The sequence below is a fragment of the Methanobrevibacter sp. genome (assembly GCF_017539065.1).
In the GTDB taxonomy this organism is placed as follows: Archaea; Methanobacteriota; Methanobacteria; order Methanobacteriales; family Methanobacteriaceae; genus Methanocatella.
Map to the genome: position 1 here is coordinate 22558 of NZ_JAFYHP010000014.1, position 21956 is coordinate 44513.

Annotated in this window: 21 protein-coding genes; 10 read left to right on the forward strand and 11 right to left on the reverse strand. The window is 32.3% G+C overall.

Going from position 1 to position 21956, the window contains the following annotated elements:
* Positions 1-15 precede the first annotated feature (15 nt).
* On the forward strand, positions 16-1110 hold the full coding sequence (gene aroC, locus IKS50_RS03270) for a chorismate synthase (RefSeq protein WP_292845287.1): 1095 nt from the start codon (positions 16-18) through the stop codon (positions 1108-1110).
* Here aroC and IKS50_RS03275 read toward each other — a convergent pair.
* Both IKS50_RS03275 and IKS50_RS03280 read right to left on the reverse strand, forming a co-directional pair.
* Positions 1107-2030, reverse strand: coding sequence for an MBL fold metallo-hydrolase (locus tag IKS50_RS03275; protein ID WP_292845290.1), 924 nt, complete (start codon positions 2028-2030; stop codon positions 1107-1109). The genes aroC and IKS50_RS03275 overlap by 4 nt on opposite strands.
* Positions 2031-2041: 11 nt before the next feature.
* Complete coding sequence (locus IKS50_RS03280; protein WP_292845293.1) at positions 2042-2962, reverse strand: DUF2121 domain-containing protein; 921 nt, start codon at positions 2960-2962, stop codon at positions 2042-2044.
* A gap of 278 nt (positions 2963-3240) precedes the next feature.
* Between IKS50_RS03280 and acs the strand changes: the two genes are divergently transcribed.
* Both acs and IKS50_RS03290 read left to right on the forward strand, forming a co-directional pair.
* On the forward strand, positions 3241-5337 hold the full coding sequence (acs, locus tag IKS50_RS03285) for an acetate--CoA ligase alpha subunit (RefSeq protein WP_292845295.1): 2097 nt from the start codon (positions 3241-3243) through the stop codon (positions 5335-5337).
* Positions 5338-5410: 73 nt separating this feature from the next.
* The gene (locus tag IKS50_RS03290; protein ID WP_292845298.1) at positions 5411-6037 is read left to right on the forward strand and encodes a DUF447 domain-containing protein; all 627 of its coding nucleotides are present in this window, start codon (positions 5411-5413) and stop codon (positions 6035-6037) included.
* A 19-nt stretch (positions 6038-6056) separates the two neighbouring features.
* Here the strand turns inward: IKS50_RS03290 and IKS50_RS03295 are convergent, their stop codons facing one another.
* The gene (locus IKS50_RS03295) at positions 6057-7028 is read right to left on the reverse strand and encodes an ABC transporter substrate-binding protein (RefSeq protein ID WP_292845301.1); all 972 of its coding nucleotides are present in this window, start codon (positions 7026-7028) and stop codon (positions 6057-6059) included.
* 171 nt (positions 7029-7199) lie between these two features.
* Positions 7200-8135 (reverse strand): ABC transporter substrate-binding protein, encoded by a 936-nt coding sequence (locus tag IKS50_RS03300; RefSeq protein ID WP_292845304.1) that lies wholly within the window; start codon positions 8133-8135, stop codon positions 7200-7202.
* Between the two features lie 49 nt (positions 8136-8184).
* On the opposite strand from IKS50_RS03300, the gene IKS50_RS03305 reads away from it, so the two are divergent.
* From IKS50_RS03305 to IKS50_RS03315, 3 genes are all read left to right on the forward strand, one after another.
* Positions 8185-8799, forward strand: a complete 615-nt coding sequence (locus IKS50_RS03305) for a class I SAM-dependent methyltransferase (protein WP_292845307.1) — start codon at positions 8185-8187, stop codon at positions 8797-8799.
* 313 nt (positions 8800-9112) lie between these two features.
* Positions 9113-10120 carry an ATP-binding protein gene (locus IKS50_RS03310; protein ID WP_292845311.1) on the forward strand — a complete coding sequence of 336 codons (1008 nt, stop codon included), beginning with the start codon at positions 9113-9115 and terminating at the stop codon, positions 10118-10120.
* A gap of 8 nt (positions 10121-10128) precedes the next feature.
* A complete protein-coding gene (locus IKS50_RS03315; RefSeq protein WP_292845314.1) occupies positions 10129-10884 on the forward strand; it encodes a HesA/MoeB/ThiF family protein in 756 nt (251 codons plus the stop codon).
* A 26-nt stretch (positions 10885-10910) separates the two neighbouring features.
* Here IKS50_RS03315 and IKS50_RS03320 read toward each other — a convergent pair whose 3' ends face one another.
* Positions 10911-11702: a hypothetical protein gene (locus IKS50_RS03320; RefSeq protein WP_292845317.1), complete on the reverse strand. Its 792-nt coding sequence runs from the start codon at positions 11700-11702 to the stop codon at positions 10911-10913.
* Positions 11703-11894: 192 nt separating this feature from the next.
* Between IKS50_RS03320 and IKS50_RS03325 the strand changes: the two genes are divergently transcribed.
* The 3 genes from IKS50_RS03325 (at position 11895) to IKS50_RS03335 (ending at position 15387) form a co-directional block, all read left to right on the forward strand.
* Positions 11895-13079: a coenzyme F420-0:L-glutamate ligase gene (locus IKS50_RS03325; RefSeq protein WP_292845320.1), complete on the forward strand. Its 1185-nt coding sequence runs from the start codon at positions 11895-11897 to the stop codon at positions 13077-13079.
* 179 nt (positions 13080-13258) lie between these two features.
* On the forward strand, positions 13259-14575 hold the full coding sequence (locus IKS50_RS03330; protein WP_292845323.1) for a hypothetical protein: 1317 nt from the start codon (positions 13259-13261) through the stop codon (positions 14573-14575).
* Positions 14576-14832: 257 nt separating this feature from the next.
* Entirely contained in the window at positions 14833-15387 is a 555-nt protein-coding gene (locus tag IKS50_RS03335; protein ID WP_292845326.1) for a hypothetical protein, read from the forward strand.
* A gap of 32 nt (positions 15388-15419) precedes the next feature.
* Here IKS50_RS03335 and IKS50_RS03340 read toward each other — a convergent pair whose 3' ends face one another.
* From IKS50_RS03340 to IKS50_RS03360, 5 genes are all read right to left on the reverse strand, one after another.
* Positions 15420-16439, reverse strand: a complete 1020-nt coding sequence (locus tag IKS50_RS03340) for an adenylosuccinate synthetase (protein ID WP_292845329.1) — start codon at positions 16437-16439, stop codon at positions 15420-15422.
* A gap of 208 nt (positions 16440-16647) precedes the next feature.
* On the reverse strand, positions 16648-17241 hold the full coding sequence (locus tag IKS50_RS03345) for a hypothetical protein (protein WP_292845332.1): 594 nt from the start codon (positions 17239-17241) through the stop codon (positions 16648-16650).
* Between the two features lies 1 nt (position 17242).
* Complete coding sequence (locus tag IKS50_RS03350) at positions 17243-17833, reverse strand: DUF6891 domain-containing protein (RefSeq protein ID WP_292845335.1); 591 nt, start codon at positions 17831-17833, stop codon at positions 17243-17245.
* Positions 17834-17837: 4 nt separating this feature from the next.
* Positions 17838-18530, reverse strand: a complete 693-nt coding sequence (locus IKS50_RS03355; RefSeq protein WP_292845338.1) for a DUF6882 domain-containing protein — start codon at positions 18528-18530, stop codon at positions 17838-17840.
* 9 nt (positions 18531-18539) lie between these two features.
* Positions 18540-19775, reverse strand: a complete 1236-nt coding sequence (locus IKS50_RS03360; protein ID WP_292845340.1) for an LL-diaminopimelate aminotransferase — start codon at positions 19773-19775, stop codon at positions 18540-18542.
* Positions 19776-20057: 282 nt separating this feature from the next.
* On the opposite strand from IKS50_RS03360, the gene IKS50_RS03365 reads away from it, so the two are divergent.
* Positions 20058-21464 (forward strand): hypothetical protein, encoded by a 1407-nt coding sequence (locus tag IKS50_RS03365; protein WP_292845343.1) that lies wholly within the window; start codon positions 20058-20060, stop codon positions 21462-21464.
* A 17-nt stretch (positions 21465-21481) separates the two neighbouring features.
* Here IKS50_RS03365 and IKS50_RS03370 read toward each other — a convergent pair whose 3' ends face one another.
* Entirely contained in the window at positions 21482-21952 is a 471-nt protein-coding gene (locus IKS50_RS03370) for a hypothetical protein (protein ID WP_292845346.1), read from the reverse strand.
* Between the last annotated feature and the right edge of the window lie 4 nt (positions 21953-21956).

Consider the following 21956-nt stretch of genomic DNA (forward strand, 5'->3'; position numbering starts at 1 on the left):
TATGAGAGGTTAAAAATGTCAAATTCAATTGGAGAAAAATTTCAAATAACAACTTTCGGATCAAGTCATGGACCTGCTGTAGGAGCTATTGTCGATGGATGCCCAGCAAACTTGGAATTAAGTGCTGAAGACATACAAAAAGAGCTTGACAAAAGAAAACCTGGAACCAGTAGTGTCACCACTCCAAGGAAAGAAGATGATGAAGTCCAAATTTTGTCCGGAATTTTTGAAGGAAAAACTGATGGAACCCCAATTACCGGAATCGTTTTTAATAAAAATCAAAAATCCAAAGATTATTCAATGTTTAAGGATACACCACGTCCTTCCCATGGTGATTTCGGTTGGATGACAAAATATGGCAACTACGATTATAACGGAGGGGGCCGTGGAAGCGGCAGAGTTACAATTGGCCATGTAATCGGTGGAGCAATAGCTAAAAAATTATTGCAAACCCAAAATATTGAAATTATTTCTCATGTGACTCAAATTGGAGATATAAAAGCTTCAGAAAAAGATTTTGACACAATTAAAGAAAACATCGAGAAAAATCCCGTTCGCTGTGGAGATTTAAATGCCGCCCATGAAATGGAAGAGTTGATTTTAGCAAAAAAAGAAGAAGGCGATTCTGTAGGGGGCATTGTAGAAACAATAGCTATTGGAGTTCCTGCAGGATTAGGAGAACCTGTATTTGAAAGACTTGATGGAGACCTTGCAAGGATTCTAATGAATATCGGTGCTGTTAAAGGTGTTGAAATTGGTCTTGGATTTGATGTTGCAAGCCATACAGCTTCTGAGATAAATGATGAATACCAAATTGAAAATGATAAAATTACCACTAAAACAAATAATTCAGGTGGGATTATGGGTGGTATGAGCAATGGCATGCCAATAATTTCTAGAATTGCTGTTAAGCCTACCCCATCTATTTCTAAATGTCAGAATTCAATTAATTTAGAAAAAATGGAAAATAAAAAAATAGAAATACACGGGCGCCATGACCCCTGTATTTGTCCTAGAGTAACCATTGTTGCTGAATCCAGCACTGCAATTGTTCTTGCAGACCACATGATTCGTTCAGGATTTATACACCCTACTAATTTGAAAATCTAATTTTTCCTTAAAATAGATAGTTCATCAAATTCATTATGTTTGAAAGACAATTGGTAGGAGTTTTTTCTTTCATTTTCAAATAGTGTATGATCAGTGCTATGAATTGATGACTGTGTGTCTTTTAAAGAAATTAACCTAAATCGTTTCGGATTATTGTAATTCACATTAAATGATAAACCATCATATGCTGCTATAGTTTTAATTCCTGTAGCTTTAGAAATCTTTTTAGCTTCTGTAACAGGATTGCTTGATATCATTTTAAGTCCCAAATGTGTCATTACGGCAACTTTTGGTTGTACCTCATTGATTAAATCAATGAAATTGCGAGAACACATGTGGCCATTTATTGTCTTGTTTCCTGGTCTTAACACACTAGCAATTAAAATATCTGCACCTTTATGTTCATCGGCCAAACCTTCAAAATAGCCAGTGTCAGATGTGTAAGATAACTTAAAACCATTATAATCAATTTGAAATCCGCATCCTGTTGGATCGCCGTGTAAAGTTTTAGTGCCTTTAATTTTTACATTATGCATTTGATTAAATTCACCTGGTTTTAAAACAATTTTGCCAGATTTTGATTTATGATATGAAGAGATACATGGTCCCCATTTTTCATATCCTTCTAAAACACTTTCACAGCCTACAATAACTCCTCGGGCTTTAGTCATGCCTCTTGTCATTGCTTCGATGAGAATTTCCGCATCATTGTAGTGATCTGTGTGTGAATGTGAAACAATGACTCCACTTAAATTACGTGGGTCAAATCCGAATTGATAAGTTCTAATCAGTGCTCCTGGACCGGGGTCTATATGATAATTTTTTCCAGCGAGGTTATCAATTCTAATACCTCCAGTCATTCTTCTTTGGCTAATTGCGGAAAATCTTCCTCCTCCGCTGCCTAAAAATGTTATTTTCATTCCAATCCCATCTATAATGAGCATAAAATTATATCACATCTTAGAGAAGATTTATCCTTTTTAAGACATAAATCCTCATTTTCTATGACAACTTTATCTCCTATTTTAACATTATCACTGTCTGTAAACATTAATACATTCTGACCTGGAGCTGCAAGTTGTTTCCAATTTGCGTCAACTGCTTGGGTTTTGTCATTTAACTGTACAAATAACATGTCCCCATCAATTTGGACTACCCGACCAATATCGCCCTTATTGAGGATTTTATTAGCCATTTCTATTTCTATATTCTGTTGGACTAATTTTTCAGTTAATTCTTGCCTAAATTTGGTTAAAACTTTAATATCATGGTCAATTGTAACATTTAAATGTCTTTGAGCTTCAGATTTATCAAATTTAGGTTGTTGCATTAATACATCTATCTTATTTCCAACAGTAGGTGTTTTAGAAGCAACTTCTTCCAAAATACTTTGGAAAATTTCCCCCATATACCTTAAACTTTGAGAGGATTTCCATTTTCTTTTTATTAATGTTTCAGCCGTACGTTTTGCATAATCATTTCCAAAGATAATGACACCACTTTCACCGGCTTTACGAGATTCTGTATCTGAACCTAATAATTCAACAATTTGGTAACCATTTGTAGTTCCATAAATACGTCTTCTTCTTGTTTCAAATGTTCCTTTAGTACTTACTTCTCCACGAATGGCATTTCCAATTATCTTGATTTTATTGGCATCGTCTGTTATTTTAACTGAAATTCCGAGTTCGGCGGCTCTTTTTAAAAAGTCATCGTCATTATCGATTTTCCCATCATATAATTCTTTTTCTAATGTAGCTAAATTCTCTTTATCACCAAAATATCCTATTTTTCTTTTATCACTTGCCATTACGCATCCTTTTTTACCAACATAAGCAATAATTAAGCTCATAATATCTCCTAATTTGATATTTTTCTAAATTATTAAAATATCAATAATTTACTATTTATATATAATTATAGTTATCATACATTATAAATGTTAATAAATTAGCACAAAAATTTTATTTAAATAATTAATTAAAAAGAAATAAGCGATTTAAACTAGTTTTTGAATGTTTAAACAATATATTTAAATAATAATATTACAATAGATATAATTATATTAATTGTTAATTATTTATCATTATAAATTAACATGAAGATATAAAAACAACAGGAGAAAAACTTATGATAGATCTCAATAAGATGTTTAAACCTGAATCTGTAGCGGTTATTGGAGCTTCCAATACCCCTGGAAAAGTAGGATATATCATTGTTGACAATCTTATCAATGATGGATTTGAAGGTGAAATATATCCTGTAAACCCAAAAGGCGGAGAAATTCTCGGAAAAACAGCCTACCCAAACATTAAGGATGTGCCTGAAAAAGTAGATTTAGTAATTATCACTATTCCTTCAGTATTCGTAAATACTGCAGTTAAAGAATGTGGTGAAGTGGGCATAGAAAACATGGTAGTTATCACTGCCGGATTTAAGGAAATTGGTGGAGAAGGCGCTAAATTAGAAGAAGAATTAACTGCCCTTGGAAAAGAATACGGTATAAACATCATTGGACCAAACAGTTTAGGAATTACAGATTCACACACTCCTTTAAACGGATCCTTTTCACAAATGATGCCTCCAACAGGAAACATGGCATTCATCTCCCAAAGTGGAGCTATGATGGTAGCTATCATCGATTGGAGCGTAACTTCCGGAATTGGATTCAGTAAAGTTATCAGTTTAGGTAACAAAGCTGGAGTAAGTGAAATTGAATTATTACAATACTTAGCTGAAGATGATGAAACTAATGTAATTATTTGTTATCTCGAATCAATTTCTGATGATGATGACTTTGTAAGAACTATGAGAGAAACCGCTCACAAAAAACCTATTATTGTGCTTAAATCCGGTTCAAGTTCAGCAGGAGCTGCAGCAGCCTCCTCACACACAGGAGCCCTCGCAGGAAGTGACCTCGCATTCGATACTGCATTCCATCAATCCGGAATAATGCGTGTGGAAACAATGGCTGAACTATTCGACTTAGGTCTTGCATTTTCAAAAGCACCTCTTCCAAAAGGTGATAAAGTAGCTATCATTACCAATGCCGGTGGCGGAGGAGTGCTTACAGTTGACGCAATGGAAAAAGCAGGTTTACAGCTCGTTGAATTCGATGAAGAAACCACAGCAAAAATAAAAGAATGCGTTACTGAAGAAGGTAGTGCTAAAAACCCTATCGATGTATTGGGTGACGCGCCAGTAATCAGATACAAAGAATCATTGGAACTTGTTTTAGGTTACGAAGATGTAGACAGTTTAATCGTAATGGTTTGTCCAACAGCATCCGCTGATCCAGATGGAATTGCGGAAGCAATTATAGAAGAGAAAAAGAAATTTGACAAACCGGTTATCGTTGTTAACATGGGAGGACCATCCTTTGAAGACGCAAATGACGCTTTAAGAGAAAATGGTATACCAACCTATGTATTCCCAGAAACTGCAGTAACCGCACTTGAAGCAATGGTCAAATTCGCAAGATTAGAAGAACGTGAATATGATGACGTTATCGAAAACATTGATGACGTTGACAAAGACGCAGTTCAAGCAATATTCGACAAAGTTAAAGCTGACGGCAGAGACACATTACTCGGTAGTGAAGCATATGCTGTTGCTGAAGCTTATGGAATTTCAGCAGCACCAATCAAACTATCAACCTCCGCCGACGAAGCGGCCGAACTTGCAGAAGAAATGGAATTCCCAGTTGTACTTAAAATTGCATCTGACAAAATCTTACACAAATCAGATATCGGTGGTGTAAAAGTAGGAATCAGCAGTGCTGAAGAAGCAAAAGCAACTTATGAAGAAATCATTGCTAATGCTAAAGCCGCTCATCCTGACATTGTCCCTGATGGTGTAGAAGTGCAAAAAATGATGGATTCCGGTGAAGAAGTCATTGTCGGTATGATTCGCGACAAACAATTCGGTCCTATGATTGCATTCGGTATGGGTGGAATCTATGTTAACCTTATTGAAGATGTCTCATTCAACCTTGCAAAAGGTATGAGCTCTCAAGAAATTGAAGAACAAATCGCATCAACCAAAGTATCCAAATTGCTTGAAGGATACAGAGGAGAAGCGCCTTGTGATGTTGAAGAAGTTAAAGAAGCTATTAAAAGAGTAGCCAGATTAACTTTAGACTTCCCAGAAATATCAGAACTTGATATCAACCCAATATTCGTTTACGAAGAAGGATCAAGTGCACTCGATATTAAAATTAAATTATAATTTCTCATATGAGAAATTTCTCTTTTTTTCTTTTATTTTTATTAATAATCAATCTCGTTTTTGGAGGAATTTAATGAACTACGATTTAAGCAAACTTGGAATCGAAAAGGACTTGCAATACGAATGCATTACAACAACCATTAGCAAGGACGGTGTTAAGAATGCAGGAGCCTTCGCATTTATCTATTTGGGAGAGGATAAGGTTCACTGCCACATATTTGAAGGGTCAAAGACATTGAAAAATATCCTGGATACAAATGAATATGTAGTTAACATCACACAAGACCCCTTGGTTTTCACCTATGCAACACTAGATTGTTTGGGCGATGAATATTATACAGATGATGAAGACATTGCCATCATTAGAGACACTCCAGCATACATTATTGTGGATGTTGAAAACGTTGACATCAAGACCCCTGAAAACTTCCCGATAAAGGGTGACAACAGCATATACTTCATCACCGGAAAAATAAGGGATATCGTTGTAAACGATGAAAACATCCAAGCATACAATCGTGGAATGAGCGGATTGATTGAAGGGCTTGTTAACTTCTCAAGATATAAAATCGTTGATGATGAAAAAAGAAAAGAATATATGGACAGGTTAATCGAAAATCAGCGTGTTATCAATAAGGTGTCTGATGAGAAAACAAAAAAAGCCATGGCCGATTTGAGAGCCGAATATGAAAAAAATTAAAAAAGAGCATAGTTAATAACTATGCTTCCCAATATAAATCATCCTGTGAAATAGTTTCGTTTAAGATTCCTAAATCAACTTCTAATTGTTGGAATACATCCACATTTGCTTTATAATCATCAGTTAATCCATAAATGAATGGGAAACTTTCTAAAGATGAAGCTTCAGCGACTGGATCCGCAACAATATCTTCAGGTAATAATTTAACTACTTCTTCAGTTTTTCCATCTTCAATATTTTTATTAATGAATTCAGTTGCTTCTTTGTGAATTGCAATTATGTCTTTTGCAGTTTCATTATTATTTTCTAAGAAATCATCTGATGCCACTACAACACAACATGGGTGTCCAGGTACGATTTCAGATGAATCAGCTAATTCATTAATATTATCATCACTGACTCCAAGACTTACATAAGGTTGGAAAGTGATTGCTGCAGGAATATTGCCTGTTTTTAAAGCATCATTAATAGAAGGCACTTTCATTGCAGATTCGTTAACGTCGTCTAAGGACATTCCGTTATCTTCCAAGTATGCTGCAAGCAATACATGTTGAATTGATGCTTCACCAGGAGTTGCAACTGTTTTACCTGCTAAATCTCCCGCATTCTCAATACTGGAATCATTAGTTATAATAATTCCACTACCTTCTGTCTGAGCGGCAGAAATAACTTTTACTGGAACGCCAGCAGAAATGGAAGATAATACAGGAGAAATACCTACATAACCAACATCAACATCACCACTAGCCATAGCAGTCATCAAATCTCCACCATTATTAAATTGAACAAGCTCTGTGTTAATTCCTTTATCTTCATATAAACCTTGAGCATCTGCTACAAACAATGCAGCATCATGGTCTGAAGGTAAATAACCTATTTTTACAGTGTCATCTCCCCCACCTAAAAAGTCAAAGAGACCTGCACTAGCAGAACCCATTACAAGACATGCTGCAAGTGCTAACACTAAAACAAATGTAATTTTTTTATTCATTTTTTCACCAATATAATAATTTGAATTATTACAATTATTAATATTACAAGTAAGCTATAAATATATTACCTACTAACTTGATTAACAATTGTTATATTTGAATCCCCTATATTTTAATTAATATCTTAAGATATTTAAAAATTTTGTAAAAAAAAGATTATAGGTAGTTAATTAACTACCCTGCCAGAAAATTTGATCTTCAGAAAGTGGTTTCTTTAAAACTCCTAAATCAACTTCCAAATCCATAAAGTCCATTACTTGCTGTTTATAAGCATCATCCAAACCGGATATGAATGGGAAACCTGCCATTGCAGATTTTTCAACTTCAACATCACTAACAATATCCTTTGGAAGCAAGGTTGCTGCTTCATCAGTATTACTGTTAATATAGTCAGTTGCATTTTCATGGATTTCCAATATTTTCTGAGTTTCATTAGGATGTTCTTCAATGAACTTATCTGATGCAACAACTACGCAACATGGATGATTTGAAATAATATCATTAGAATCAACCAATACTTTAGCCCCATTTTTCTCAGCAATTGAAACATATGGTTCAAAAGTAATCATTCCGTCTATTTTACCGGTTTTTAACGCATCATTCATTGAAGGAACTTTCATAGCTGAAACTTTTAAGTCATTAATTGACATTCCATTTTGTTCTAAATAATAAGTGAGCAACATGTGTTGAATAGAAGCTTCACCGGGAGTTGCTATTTTTTTACCGGTCAAATCAGATACTGAATTTATTCCTGAATCTTTTGCAACAACGATTCCTGATCCTTCTGTTTGAGCGGCAGAAATTACCTTAACCGGAACTCCTTTAGATATTGAAGATAGCACCGGAGTTATTCCAACATAACCTACATCAACATCACCACTGGCCATAGCGGTCATCAAATCTCCACCATTATTAAATTGGACCAGTTTTGTGTTAATTCCATTTTCTGCGTATTTGCCTTGTGCATCTGCAACAAATAATGCTGCATCGTGGTCTGATGGCAAGTAACCTATTGTTACCTCTTCACCACTTCCCCCAAAAATGAAAAATGCACCAACGGCAATGACAATGATTGCTATAATGATTGCAATAATTTTATTATCCATTATATCACCAATATTAAATATATTTGAAAAATTATTAAAGGTTTTGATTATGGTAGCTGAAAAAATTGACCAATGCATGAAGCCACATGGCGAAGAAGGAATTCAAACAATCAAAAACATGAATGAAAACCACAAGGAAATCTCTGAATTTGCATTTGAATGTATTGACGTTGGAGAAAATGACAAAATAATTGATATCGGTTGTGGTGGAGGAGTTAATATTGAAAAATTCCTGAAATTGACCAGAAACAATGTGGATGGGCTTGACTACTCTGAAGTATCTGTTGGCGAATCAATCAAAAGGAATCAGTCTGCAGTCGATAATGGAAGATGTGAAGTCATTCAAGCAAATGTGATCGATATGCCAATTGATGATGGAAGTTATGATTTGGTTACTGCATTTGAAACAATTTATTTTTGGCCAGATATTGGCAAAACCTTCAAAGAGGTTTCTAGAATCATCAAAGCAAACGGACAATTCGTGATTGCTCAGGAAACTGACGGGACCCATCCTGATGACGAAAAATGGTTAGCTACCGTTGAAGGAATGAGAGTCTATACTGCTCCCGAATTAGAAAAATATTTATTGAATGCAGGTTTTAAGCATGTGAATGCCTTTAAAAAGGAAAATGAATACATATTAGTTGTTATTGCAAAAAAATAGAGAATAAATCAAAATAAGATTTAAATAAGAATGAAAAACCTTTGTATAAGCATATTAAAATAATGTTTTTCGCATGTAAATAGTCACTTCCATAGTTATCCATTGAACCATTAACATGTCAAGAAAAATTTATATATTAATATAAACTATGATTATTTATGGAAAAAATAACTATTGTTATATTATTTTTCCATATCTACAAAAATTGTATTGAAACTCCAAAATCTAAAATATAATTAAAACATAAATATTAATGAGTTTTAAAATTACCACCTAGAATAATAACTACTCATTAAATGGTTAAAGGGATAAAATGAGCTTAGAAGATAAAATTAATAATGTCAAAAATATTTTAAAAGATAAAAAAGTTGCCATTGGTTTTTCCGGTGGTGCTGATTCTACATTAATCACCTATTTATCTTCCAAGGTTGCAAAAGACACATTAGCAATAACAGTAGACAACCATTTAATGCCTACTGGATTTATTGAAAATGCAAAAAATGCCTGTGAAACATTTGGAGTCAAACATGAAATAATTGATATCAATTTTTATGAAGATGAAGAATTTCTATCCAACAGTTCAAAAAGATGTTTTACATGCCGTAATCTAATGTATTCAACAATCGAAAAGGTAGCTCATGAAAATGGATTTGATTTCATCTGTGATGGAAATAACATTAGTGATTTGGTTGCCGATAGACCTGGCATTCTAATAACCTATGGAAAAAAATTTAAGACACCATTTATCGCAGCTAAATTAACCTCAAAAGATATTCATGAATATCTTGATAAACATGATATTGCTTACTCAAGGTCAACAACATGTCTTGCAACCAGAATCCCGACAAATACCCCAACAACTAATGAGAAAATCAAAAGGATTAGTTGCTGCGAAGATTATATTTATGACAATACTGACTGCGAAATCGTGAAAGTTAGAGATTTAGGAGAAATTGGTATTGTTGAAGTTGATAAGATTAAGGAAGTTTTAAGTGAAGATAAATTTAAACAAATCAACGATGAATTAAAATGCCAAGGTTTTGATAAAGTTGTTTTAAATTTATCGCAGATTGATGATAATGAATACATTAGTATCGACTATGATAACGGATCATTTTCATATCAACTTCCATTTACAATAAACCTTGAGAATACAAAAAAACAGTTAACTGAAATTAACTATGAGTCTAGTGAAAAAATCAAATTGGATAAAATCACCATTTATGAAAGTGGATTGATTAAGGGACATGATCTGGAAACCTATGACATTGCACTAGACGCATTTATGGAAATACTACAAAAATTAAGAAGAAATATTTAGGTGAAAAAATGCCAACAAGATACATCGGGGATGGATACTGGGAAATAGCTTCCCGTCAAATGAGTATAGTAACAAGAAGCGAACAACAAAGATTTAAAGATGCCAAAATCACTGTCATCGGCTGCGGCGGAATCGGTGGAGAAACTATTGAAATGCTTGCAAGAATGGGTATTGGAGAACTTGTTCTAGTTGATAAAGATGCATTTGACCTATCCAATTTAAATAGGCAAACATTGGCGACAATAGCTGATTTAGGTCTTGAAAAAAGCTCAGTTGCTGCCGAAAAGGTAAGATTGATAAACCCTTATGTTAAAACAACCATATTTAATGAACACATTGACCAGACAAACATTGACAAGGTTATTGAAACTTCAGACATTGTAATCGATGCCCTGGACAATGTCTTGACAAGAGTGATTGTGTCTAGAAAAGCAAAAGAAAAAGGAATTCCGTATATTCATGGTGCAATTCATGGAACTATGGGCCAAATTACAGTATTTTTACCAAATAGTGAAAAAACTTATGAAGAAATGTTTAATTTGCCTTCAGTTGGAAAAGAATTAAATGAAGAAACAATTGAAGCTTTAAAAGGAGTGACATCTGGAGTTCCACCAGTTATTGGACCTACACCAAATTTAATTGGTTGTCTTGAAGCTTTTGAAGCTTATAAAATAATAACCGGAGTTGGAAAAGTTACAGTAGCTCCTGAAATTTTAACTTTCGATTTGCTTAATTTAGGTTCATTTTCTCTAGATGAAATCTAAATTTTTTAATAAACGACATAGATGAATTAATTTTTATTTTTTTCAATTAATTCTTCTAATTCTTCTAATTTTTTATTTAACTGTTCGAATTTCTCATTATAGTGTCTTGCTGAAAGCGCCATTGTTAATGTGGCGGTACCCACACCTGAAATAATGAATCCTGACCAAACCAATATTACGCTATTTATTTTACCCGGAACAGTAGTTCCTAAAACAGCATATCCATTACTTGTAAATGCATTAGAAACCATAACAAGAGCATCCAATGGATTTTTAGACTCGACAAACATTGTATTAATTGAACTGATAAAAACTATAGTAAATAACAAAAGAATTGTAATCCCCAAACTATTTGCTTCAGTATACTCCCTAAATTTATCATAATAATACTTAATGTAATAAACCATTATTGGAATGTGAATCAAATCCAATAATCCTATTAAAGAATCGCCAAATAAGATAAATGTTAAAGATCCATAAGGAACTAACAACAAAATAAATAGTTTATGATACCATGAACTTTTATCTGCAGTTATTGCAATGAACAGAGATACAAAAATGTCCAATACCGCAAAATACAGAAAATCCATTGATTGAAAAGTAAATATATAAAGTACACAAATAAAACATGCCGCCATTAAAGATAAGTAGGCTACCTGCATTAATGAATGAATTTCATCTTCCGGAAGATATTCCTTTGGATTGAAGACCCTATGAGTACTTTTAGGTATTTTTTTGATTATTAAAATTCCTAAACCTGTTAAAATTAAAAATAATGCAATTTCTATTAATAATTGTAAAAAAGATATTGTTGACATCCAAAAAAAACCATCCAAAACTCATACCTCCATTTAATTATTTAATTTAAACAATATTAATAATTTGCTAATAAGTGATTTTCAAATAATGAAAAAAAATCTTAACATATAAATAATTAAAAGAATATAAAATAAATGGGTTGTTGGAACTATACTTCCAGCAAACGATTATGGTTTTTAGGAGTAAAAAAAATGAGATGTGTTGGTACAGTTGTACGCGGAATAAGAACACCAATTATTAAAGAAAACGATGATTTGGCCACTATAGTTGTAGATTCATTGATGGCAGCGAAAGAAAGTGAAGGATTTGAATTTAAAGACAAAGATATCGTTGCGATTACCGAAGCAGTCGTAGGTATCTCAGAAGGAAATTACGTGACTGTTGATGATGTTGCACAAGATTTACAAAATAAATTCCCATCTAAGAATATTGGTGTAACAAACCCTATTTTAAGTAGAAACAGATTTTCTATTATTTTGAAAGGTATTGCAAGAGGAATGGATAAAATTACATTATTAACTTCTTTTCCTGCAGATGAAGTGGGAAACGGTATCTTAGATGAAGAAATTTTAGAAAAAAGTGAATATAATTTAGGAAGCGTCATTACAGAAGAAGAATACTATGAAACTTTCGGATCATGGATTCATCCATTTACCGGAATTAATATGATTGATTTCTACAGAGAATTAATTGAAGCTGAAGACTGTGAAGTTGAATTTGTCTTCTCTAATGATGTAAAAACCATTCTTGATTATAACAAAGACATTTTAACATGTGATATTCATACCAGAGAAAAAACCACTAAATTTCTTAAAGCTGAAGGAGCTAATGTCTACGGATTACATGAAGTCTTAGTTGAACCTATTGGAGACTCTGGTTTTAATCCTGAATATGGACTACTTGGATCAAACAAAGCAACAGAAGAAAAATTAAAATTATTCCCAAAAACAGGAGACGCATTAGTCAATGAAGTACAAAAAAGATTAATCGACCTTACCGGCAAACAAATTGAAGTAATGGTTTACGGGGATGGTGCATTTAAAGATCCTGTTGGAAAGATTTGGGAGTTAGCTGACCCTGTTGTTTCACCTGCACATACCAGTGGATTAATAGGATATCCAAATGAAATTAAATTAAAATATGTTTCTGACAATAAATTCGCTGATTTGAAAGGCGATGAATTAAAAGAAGCTATTAAAGAAGAAATTAAACAAAAAGATGAAAATTTAACTGGACAAATGATTACCGAAGGAACCACTCCAAGAGTATTAACCGATTTAATCGGTTCATTATGTGATTTAACCAGTGGTTCTGGAGATAAAGGAACCCCAGTCGTATTCATCCAAGGATATTTCGATAATTTAGCAAATGACTAAATTTCGAAAACCTTTTCTCTTTTTATACTTTTTTAGCCAAACCTGTTTTTGTATGAAATTAATATTTTCTAAATACAAAAACACCCTTATTTGATTTTTTTAACTTCAATTTTTTAAGATATTAAATATTATATACTTTAATTTAAAGATATCATAATTACAATAACGAGGTTTTTCATATGTTAAACAAAAAATACATACTATTTGTTTTGTTAGTTGCCATTTGTCTAATATCGACTGTTAGTGCAGCAGATATTGACAATGCCGACGAACTTACAGATACAGATGATGTTGAAGAAGTTGTCATTTATGAGAAACTTAGCGTAGCACAAGACAGTGACCTGCTATCAGAGGATTTTCTTGTTGATGAAAAAACTTTCAATGCCATACAAACTAAGGTAGATGCAGCTTCTGATGGAGATAGGATTATCCTTGACGGCTCATATGAAGGTTCCGGCTCTCCAATCACAGTTAATAAAAACTTAACCATTCGGGGAACTGGCACTAATACTACATTAAATGCTAAAGGATCATCTGGAATAATAGTTGCTGAAGATGGGGCGCATGTAGTGCTTGAGAATATAATATTTGCCTACGGTAAAGCAACCAACGGCGGGGCAATATATAAAGCTGATGCAATAAACTGTACCTTCATGCAATGTACAGCAACTGAAAACGGTGGTGCGATGTATAATGGAACTGCAATCAACTGTACATTCTCAGGCTGCATTGCTGAAAATGGTGGGGGTGCATACGATTCTACCGTATATAATTCAACATTCTCCTATTGTGAGGCAAGTCATGGTGGAGCAATGTATGAAGGGGAAGCGTATAACACCAGATTTGAATGGTGCAATAAAAGAAGCGCAACTACTGATGGTGGAGTATACTGCGATCCAAATTGTGTAGAATATGAATATGAAGACGACTATGATGGTAATTATGAAGATGAATATGGTGTCACTCGAATTGATTATGAAAAACATCTTAAAGTATACTATCATGCAGGATCATACTGTAAAGTCACTGTTTCATACAGTCCATCCGAATTCTATGAATATGCAAAATATGAATTCAGAATAAAAGGTAAAAAAATAGCTACAGGAAAAACAAATAAAAATGGTGTAGCCAAATTCAAAATTACATTAAAACCGGGCAAATATAAGGTTGAGGTGAGATTCCCTAAACTCAGTGTACGCTCTTCTTTCTACATAACAGTAAAACATGTAGTCTCTCTTAAATCAGTTAATGTTAAAAAATCTGCTAAACTAAAATTAACAGCTACTCTTAAACAAGGTAAGAAAGCACTTAAACATAAAAAAGTCACTTTCAGATTTAATGGTAAAAAATATTATGCAAAAACCAACAAAAAAGGTGTTGCAAAAGTAACCATTCCGAAATATGATTTTAAAAATCTTAAAGTAGGTAAAAAAGTCACCTATAAAGCAACTTATCTTAAAGATACTGTTAAAAAGACTGTAAAAGTTAAAAAATAAGGATTAAACTCCTTATTATTTTTATTTTTTAAGTTTAAAATTAATGTGAACTAATTTTTATAGTCATTTATTTTTCATCTATTAGATTTGCACATTCCAGTGCGTATAAATTGTAAATCTGTTATTTCTAACAAAACCAATCAATAATTATATCTAATTTAATCAGAGACTATAATAGTATAGTAACACGAAATATCAGAAATTATAACAATATTAATATACAAATAGGATAAAAAAATTATAATTAATTGATTGCTATGTTTACTTATCCTCGAATATTAAAACGAAAAGACTTAAAAAAGATTTCCAAATATCAATGTGATGATGAAATAAAGGATGCTTACATCAAATATCTCTCAAATTACTCATTTAAGGAATTTGTTAAATATTGTGAAGACAATAATGAAAAAGATTTAGAAGATCTAATTTTTAGTTTCACAGATTTGCAATTAGAAAGATTTGAACCGAATTCCCTAATTTGGGTTTCACATGTAATGATTAATTTCATGATTTATTTTGAAGTGAATTTAGATTATAACGAATATTATGACGCCTATGCAACAGCCCTTCAATTAACTGTACTGTCTTGCGCTATGGATATGACATTAAAAAAGATTACATTTGATGAAGTGCCATTTCCACAATATCCAGAAATCTGTTTTGAAAAATTATTCAATGCGAAACCTGATTTTGAATTCAATTTAGAAAACGACTGCAATTTAGCTTATAAATCATTTAATACGAATTTTGACTTTACAAGCGAAGAGTTTTACTTGAAAATGAAAGCGCATTTTGATGAATGCAGTTATTAATTATTTTTAAAAAAAAAGGGTGAAAAAAAGAATTATAATAATTCTTTTCTTAAATCGATAGTATCTTTTAAATCTGGCCCAGTAGAAATAATAGTTACTGGCACGCCAGTTTCATTTTGAATATCATCAATGAAAGCTTTAGTTTCAGCAGACAATTCATCGTAGTTTTGTACACGAGCACAATCAAATAACTTATCAACACATGTTAAAGCGATTTGGGTTGCACCATTAATTCTACATGATTCTTTTGCAAGTTCCATGTCAAAGTAACCGATTCTTCTACGACGTCCGGTTACAACACCATATTCTTCTAAACCTTTACTTTCTGCTTCTTCTTGAGTCATTTCAGTTGGAAACGGTCCTTCTCCAACACGAGAAATATAAGATTTGAATACATTGATGACTTCATCGACTTTAGTTGGTCCAACACCAACATCAGCTGCGAAAGTTGATGCGGTAGTATCTTTACTAGTTACATATGGATAACTTCCATAGTAAAGGGATAGTGCAAAACCTTGTGACCCTTCAATAAATACCTCTTCACCATTATCAATAGCTTCATTACATGCTAAAGATACGTCAGTAATGTATTCTTCAAGTTCCGGAATATCTTTTGCTAATTCGATGGTTCTCAATACACGATCGGAATTTGCAGGTCCGCATCCTGAACCGGTACTTCCAATTTTTTTAGATAAATATTCTGATGATTTATCTCTGTTCAAATGATCTTCAGTAATAATAGCACATCTAGGGTCGATGCACATTCTTTCTTTAACATTATATTTCTTTAAGTTTTCAAATTCATTAAATAATACATCTGGATTTACTAAAACTCCCGCTCCAATCATGAGTTTAGCATCAGTATGTACAAAGCCTGATGGGGTTAATCTTAAACCATATTTTTCTCCGTTGAATTCAACAGAATGTCCTGCATTTGGTCCAACACCTGCACGAGCGATAATATCTGGTTTATCAGCATCACAAAGGTAAGTAATACATTTTCCTTTACCTTCATCCCCCCATGCTCCACCAACTAAAATACTACAAGTCATTTAATAACTCCTTAAAATCAATTGTGAAAATTGTTAAATTTCCATAACAATAATATTATGTCATTAATCTATTAAAAAGTTTTTGTAAGATTTCCAAAAATAAACCATTAAATTAAAAATAAGACTATAAATTTAATAGCATTTAAGAAAAATTCTAATTTTAATAGCTATTAAACTAATTTTTCTGAACATTTAAAATTACATGAAATTATTTTTTAGGATACATCAATGGATGATTCTCACACATCGGATCCTTAATTAAATTACGTTTTTGATGATAAGTTAAAAAATACATCATCCATTCATTTGAAAGCTCTCTTAGAGATGCATCATCAAGCCTTTCAAAAGGTGTGAAGAAATCCATCTGATTTGCACCAACTACAAATGCAACTTCTTTAGTTTTGACCAACATGAAAAAATCGTTACGGATGTTGTGAATACTGAAATCTTCGATATTTGTAATTGTTTTTTCACTTTTGTAATCATGGAAAAAGTTATTTAAATATTCAAAATCAATGAAATGCATATCTTCAACTTTAAAGAATATCTCTTCACTAAGTAATTGGTTTTTAAAATCGTATCTTGATAAAAAATCAATGTCCCAGATGTTATTGTAAAAAATTGTAAAAAATGAATCTTCCGCAAAGCGAGCGGTTAAAGACAATCCCTCATCTCCTTTAGGTTTTCCGAGTTCAATATCCTTAAACTCTATATAAATAGAATCTTGGGCTATTTCTATTGAAGTCCATTTACCTGAATTAATAATTACATCACGGATTAATTTTAAAGATCTTGTATTCATTTTAACACCTGTTAGCTATAAAAGCTTCATATGCTCCTTCAATCTCATATTCTTTTTCATCATTATACGATTTATCCCATTTGAAAGGATTAATCTCAATTTGGTTGTTAATGGTTTCGTCCCAAATAATAGTGAAACCTTCATCTTTTAAATATTTAGAAACTGTCTTTCCTATTTCTAAAGCGTTATCTTCATTATTTGCAAAATCCCCGAAGGTGATTTTTAATATATTTTCAAAAATTCCGTCCTCCACATCTTCAAATGTGTAAAAGCAAAATCCCCGAGCTTCATATTTATTATTCAATAGATGAACATGCAATTCAAATGCATCACTAACGCCTTCTTCAATATCATAACCACAATTATGAATAGCTACAATATCCTCTTCAGCAAGATTTGTAAATGCATGTTCCAGTTTAGAGAAATTATTGTTAGATGAATCATTTAATGAAATATCAAATTTAGAAAAATCAATTTCTTCATCAATAAATTGGTCTTCCAATATTTCTATGATTTCACTAACACTAAAAAATCCTGATTTAGTCAACAAATCTATCATAAATTCAATTTCTTCAACTAAATCAGAATCCATATCCTCACCTCTCATCGTCACCGAATATTAAAAGACGAGTTATGTTTCCTCTTTCGGTATACCCTGCCATCACACGTGCTTCACCGATTTTTGCAAGTGCAAAATCGTCATGTGGTTTGAATCCATATCCCTTAAGTTTTGTATATGATTCAAATGCAATCTTTGGATAAATATTGAAATTCTTTTGGAAAGTATAAAAAGTGTCTCTGAATTTTTTAGGGGAATCGTTTTCTTTAATTAAATCTGATTTAATGGCTACAAAAATATCCAAGCCTTCTTCTGATACTGCATAATATGCATCCATAGCTAGAATAGAACTTGCAGTCATTGCCAATGTATGGCAATCATCATAAGTAGCATTCAACATAGGAGTTGTGAATTCCGGAATTTCAAATTCTTCTCCGATTGTTTTGATTTGCAATGCGGATTTAATTAACTTTTCACCAAATATTTCCTCATTATCCCATGCCCATGACCATTGTTTTGATTCCTGCATGAAAAATCCTAAAATTTGAACTTGGAAAATAATATCCTCAAATTTGAGTTCTCCTTTTTCAATATCTAACTCTCCAACTTTTTCGCCAATCAATTCTGACAAATTTTCTTGTTTGTCTAAAGCTAGAGCACCATATTTAGATAGGAGTATTTTGAATGAATCTCCTTCTTCAATTTCAACTGGTTTTTCTATAGTTTTCAATTATAACACCTAAAATTCTAATTTTGAAATTCTATCCATAGCTTCAACAGTATTTTCCAATGTATTGAATGCAGTGAGTCTTAAGTATCCTTCACCGCTTGGACCAAATCCTGAACCTGGAGTACCAACTACATTTGCTTCATTTAATAAAATGTCAAAGAAGTCCCAGGAATCCATGTTGTTTGGAGTTTTTACCCAAATATACGGTGAACTTACACCACCATAAACTTCAAGGCCGATGTCAGTTAAGCTTTCACGGATGACTTTTGCATTTTCCATGTAGTAATCGATTACTTCCTGAATTTGTTTTTGACCTTCTTCAGAGTAAGTTGCTTCAGCTGCTCTTTGAACAGGATAAGATGCTCCGTTAAATTTAGTGGTTTGCCTTCTATTCCATAACGGATTGATTTCAACTTCATTGCCTTCACTATCATATCCTATCAATTCCTTAGGAACAACAGTGTATGCACAACGGGTTCCAGTAAATCCTGCAGTTTTTGAATAACTTCTAAATTCAATAGCTACTTCTTTTGCACCTTCAATTTCATAGATACTGTGAGGCACATCATCTTCAGTGATGAATGCTTCATAAGCTGAATCAAATAATATTATTGCTTTGTTTTCTTTTGCATAATCAATAAATACCTTAAGTTGATCTCTGGTTAAAGTAGTACCTGTTGGGTTATTCGGATAACATAAGTAAATAATGTCTACTGATTCTGCAGGCAATTCTGGAATGAAACCGTTTTCTGCATTACATTTAAGGTAGGTTAAACCTTCATACATTCCGTCATCACCCATTTCACCAGTCCTTCCAGCCATTACATTAGTATCCACATAAACGGTATATACCGGGTCGGTTACCGCGATTTTATTATCAATTCCAAAGATTTCTTGAATATTACCAGTATCACATTTAGCCCCATCACTGATGAACACTTCTGAAGTATCTAATGAAATTCCATATTTTTCATAGTCATTTTTGATAATAGCTTCAGCTAAAAATTCATAACCTTGTTCCGGACCATATCCCATGAATGTTTCTCCATCAGCCATTTCATCAACTGCTTTTCTAAACGCTTCTATTACTGCCGGGACTAATGGTTTGGTTACGTCCCCAATACCCATTTTAATTACATCAGCATCAGGATTATTTTTTATAAATTCTCGTTCTCTTCTAGCTACCTCCACAAAAAGGTAACTGCTTTTCAATTTTAGATAGTTCTCATTAATTTTAACAACCATGATTAATCCTCATAAATATTAATCTAATTTATATATTATTTTTGGAATATATAAAATGAATGATTAATGAAAAATACTTTAAAAATTAAAATTCTTTAAAAAACAATTATAGGATTAAAATCAATGCAAACCGAGGATAATGAAGGAAAATAAATTGTAATCAAATATCAAGGCGCCTTAATAATTTAACTAAAAAAATTAATACTAAACATTTAAACTATGAAAATATTTAAATTATTGAATATTCCATAAATATATACATACTAAATAAGGGTTGGAAATATGATTTTAATAACTATTTTGATTTGGATAACTATTGCGATAATTGCCGCAATAGCCATACTAGGTGTTAGACTACACTATAGAGGCAATGAATTAGAGCATGAAGAAGGGTCAATACTCCCAAGTACAGAAAGCATTGATAAAGTATTAACTCTTGGTAAAGAAAAAATTAACAAAAACAATAATAATTCTCAAAGAAATGCTCCTCGTAGTTTATCCCCAAATATTCCTAAACAACAACACAACCTTAACTTATTTAGAAAAAGTACTGAAACAAAAAGTAGAAATGATGATTACATTGTTCCGGAAGTTGAAAATAGCGACTTTGCAAAATATGAATACCACTCTGCAAATCAAGTACTTATTAATTATGATAATACTGTTGAAAAATTTCAAGAACCAATTAAACAAAGCCAGATGGATATTATGACTCAAAATAACAAAGATACAAGTGAATTAAAAGATTTATTTACTATTGATGAACTGATTAAAGAATCTAAAAGAAAAGATAGTGAAAGAGAAAAAGAATCCCAAACTATCAAAAAGGATGAAGTTGATACTGAATTAAATGAAATTAAAGAAAGTATCAAAAATAAAACTCCAGAACCATTAATAGAAGAAGTTATCAACGAAGAGAAAACTGAAACTATTGGTGATTTAATCAATGATTCTTCTGAACCAGAGGAAAGCGAATCCCCAGTTGCTTCAGAAGAAAGTAATGAAGAAGCGGAAAGCATTTCTGAAGTTGTATTAACCCCTGAAAAAACAGCAGAAATATCTGAACCTTCTCTTAAAACACCAAGTAAAGTTGATAAAAATAAAGATTACGAATTAGGAGCTTCAATTGATGATGCTAACATATTCGGTGAAGCAAAAGAACCAGACAACATGGATTTAGATTACAGGAAAGACATAGATAAAGTTAAAAATAAAATTACTGGATCTAGATTTTTCCAAGATGTCAAAGGAAGATTTGTTAGTGAAACTTCTGAAACTCCTCAAGATGAAATTCAAGAAGAATTCATTAGAAATGTCAATGAATATGAGGAATACGAGCCTATCATCAATGAGACACACGCCGAATATGACACCTATGACGAATATCATGATCAACAATTAAGGCAAGCAAATACAAGACGCGTATTTAATTTGGCTAAGAATTCACCAGAACCTGAAATGGCAAAACCTAAAGTAGGGGAAATTAAAAATAAACCTGAAAGAGACAGCATTAAAATAGAAATCAATAACAGTGAAGCTGTTCTTAGAAAAGGAGATGAAATCATCTTCAACCATGACGGGGAAACTTATTCAAGTCAAGTCTATGCTATTAACGGTGATGACATCTCTGTCAGATACAGACGTAAAGATATTAAAATTAAAGCAAGTGATGTTAAAAAGATATATTAATTATATCTTTTTTTACACTATTTTTCTTCATTATTAATCCTATATTCACCATTTTCAACTATATATTTCGGCACACTAATTTTTAAAGAACGGATAATGTTTAGATAAAAATCATCCAAATCCCTATCCGCATAAGGATATGTGAATTCGAAAATATAGAGATTATTGTCTTCCACATATAAAAATTCGTTTCTTCTGACTTGATTTTCACCATCTGAAAAAGAAGTGATGATAACATAATAGATCTTATCATTTATTAGCATGAAGTCAGAGCCGATTACATTTATCCTCTCATTAGCAGTTACATTCCTTTCGATGTCTGCTTTAATATCTGGAAGTCCTACGAGGGTGGGAGTAGTTGAAAATTTAATGGACATTGGAATTTTAGTATTTACTAAATATAATTCTGTAAATTCATCTTTTGCATTAATCGCCTCAAAATCTTCCGGCATTTGAAGTGTTGAAAATCCATTTGTAAACATTGTCATTTTT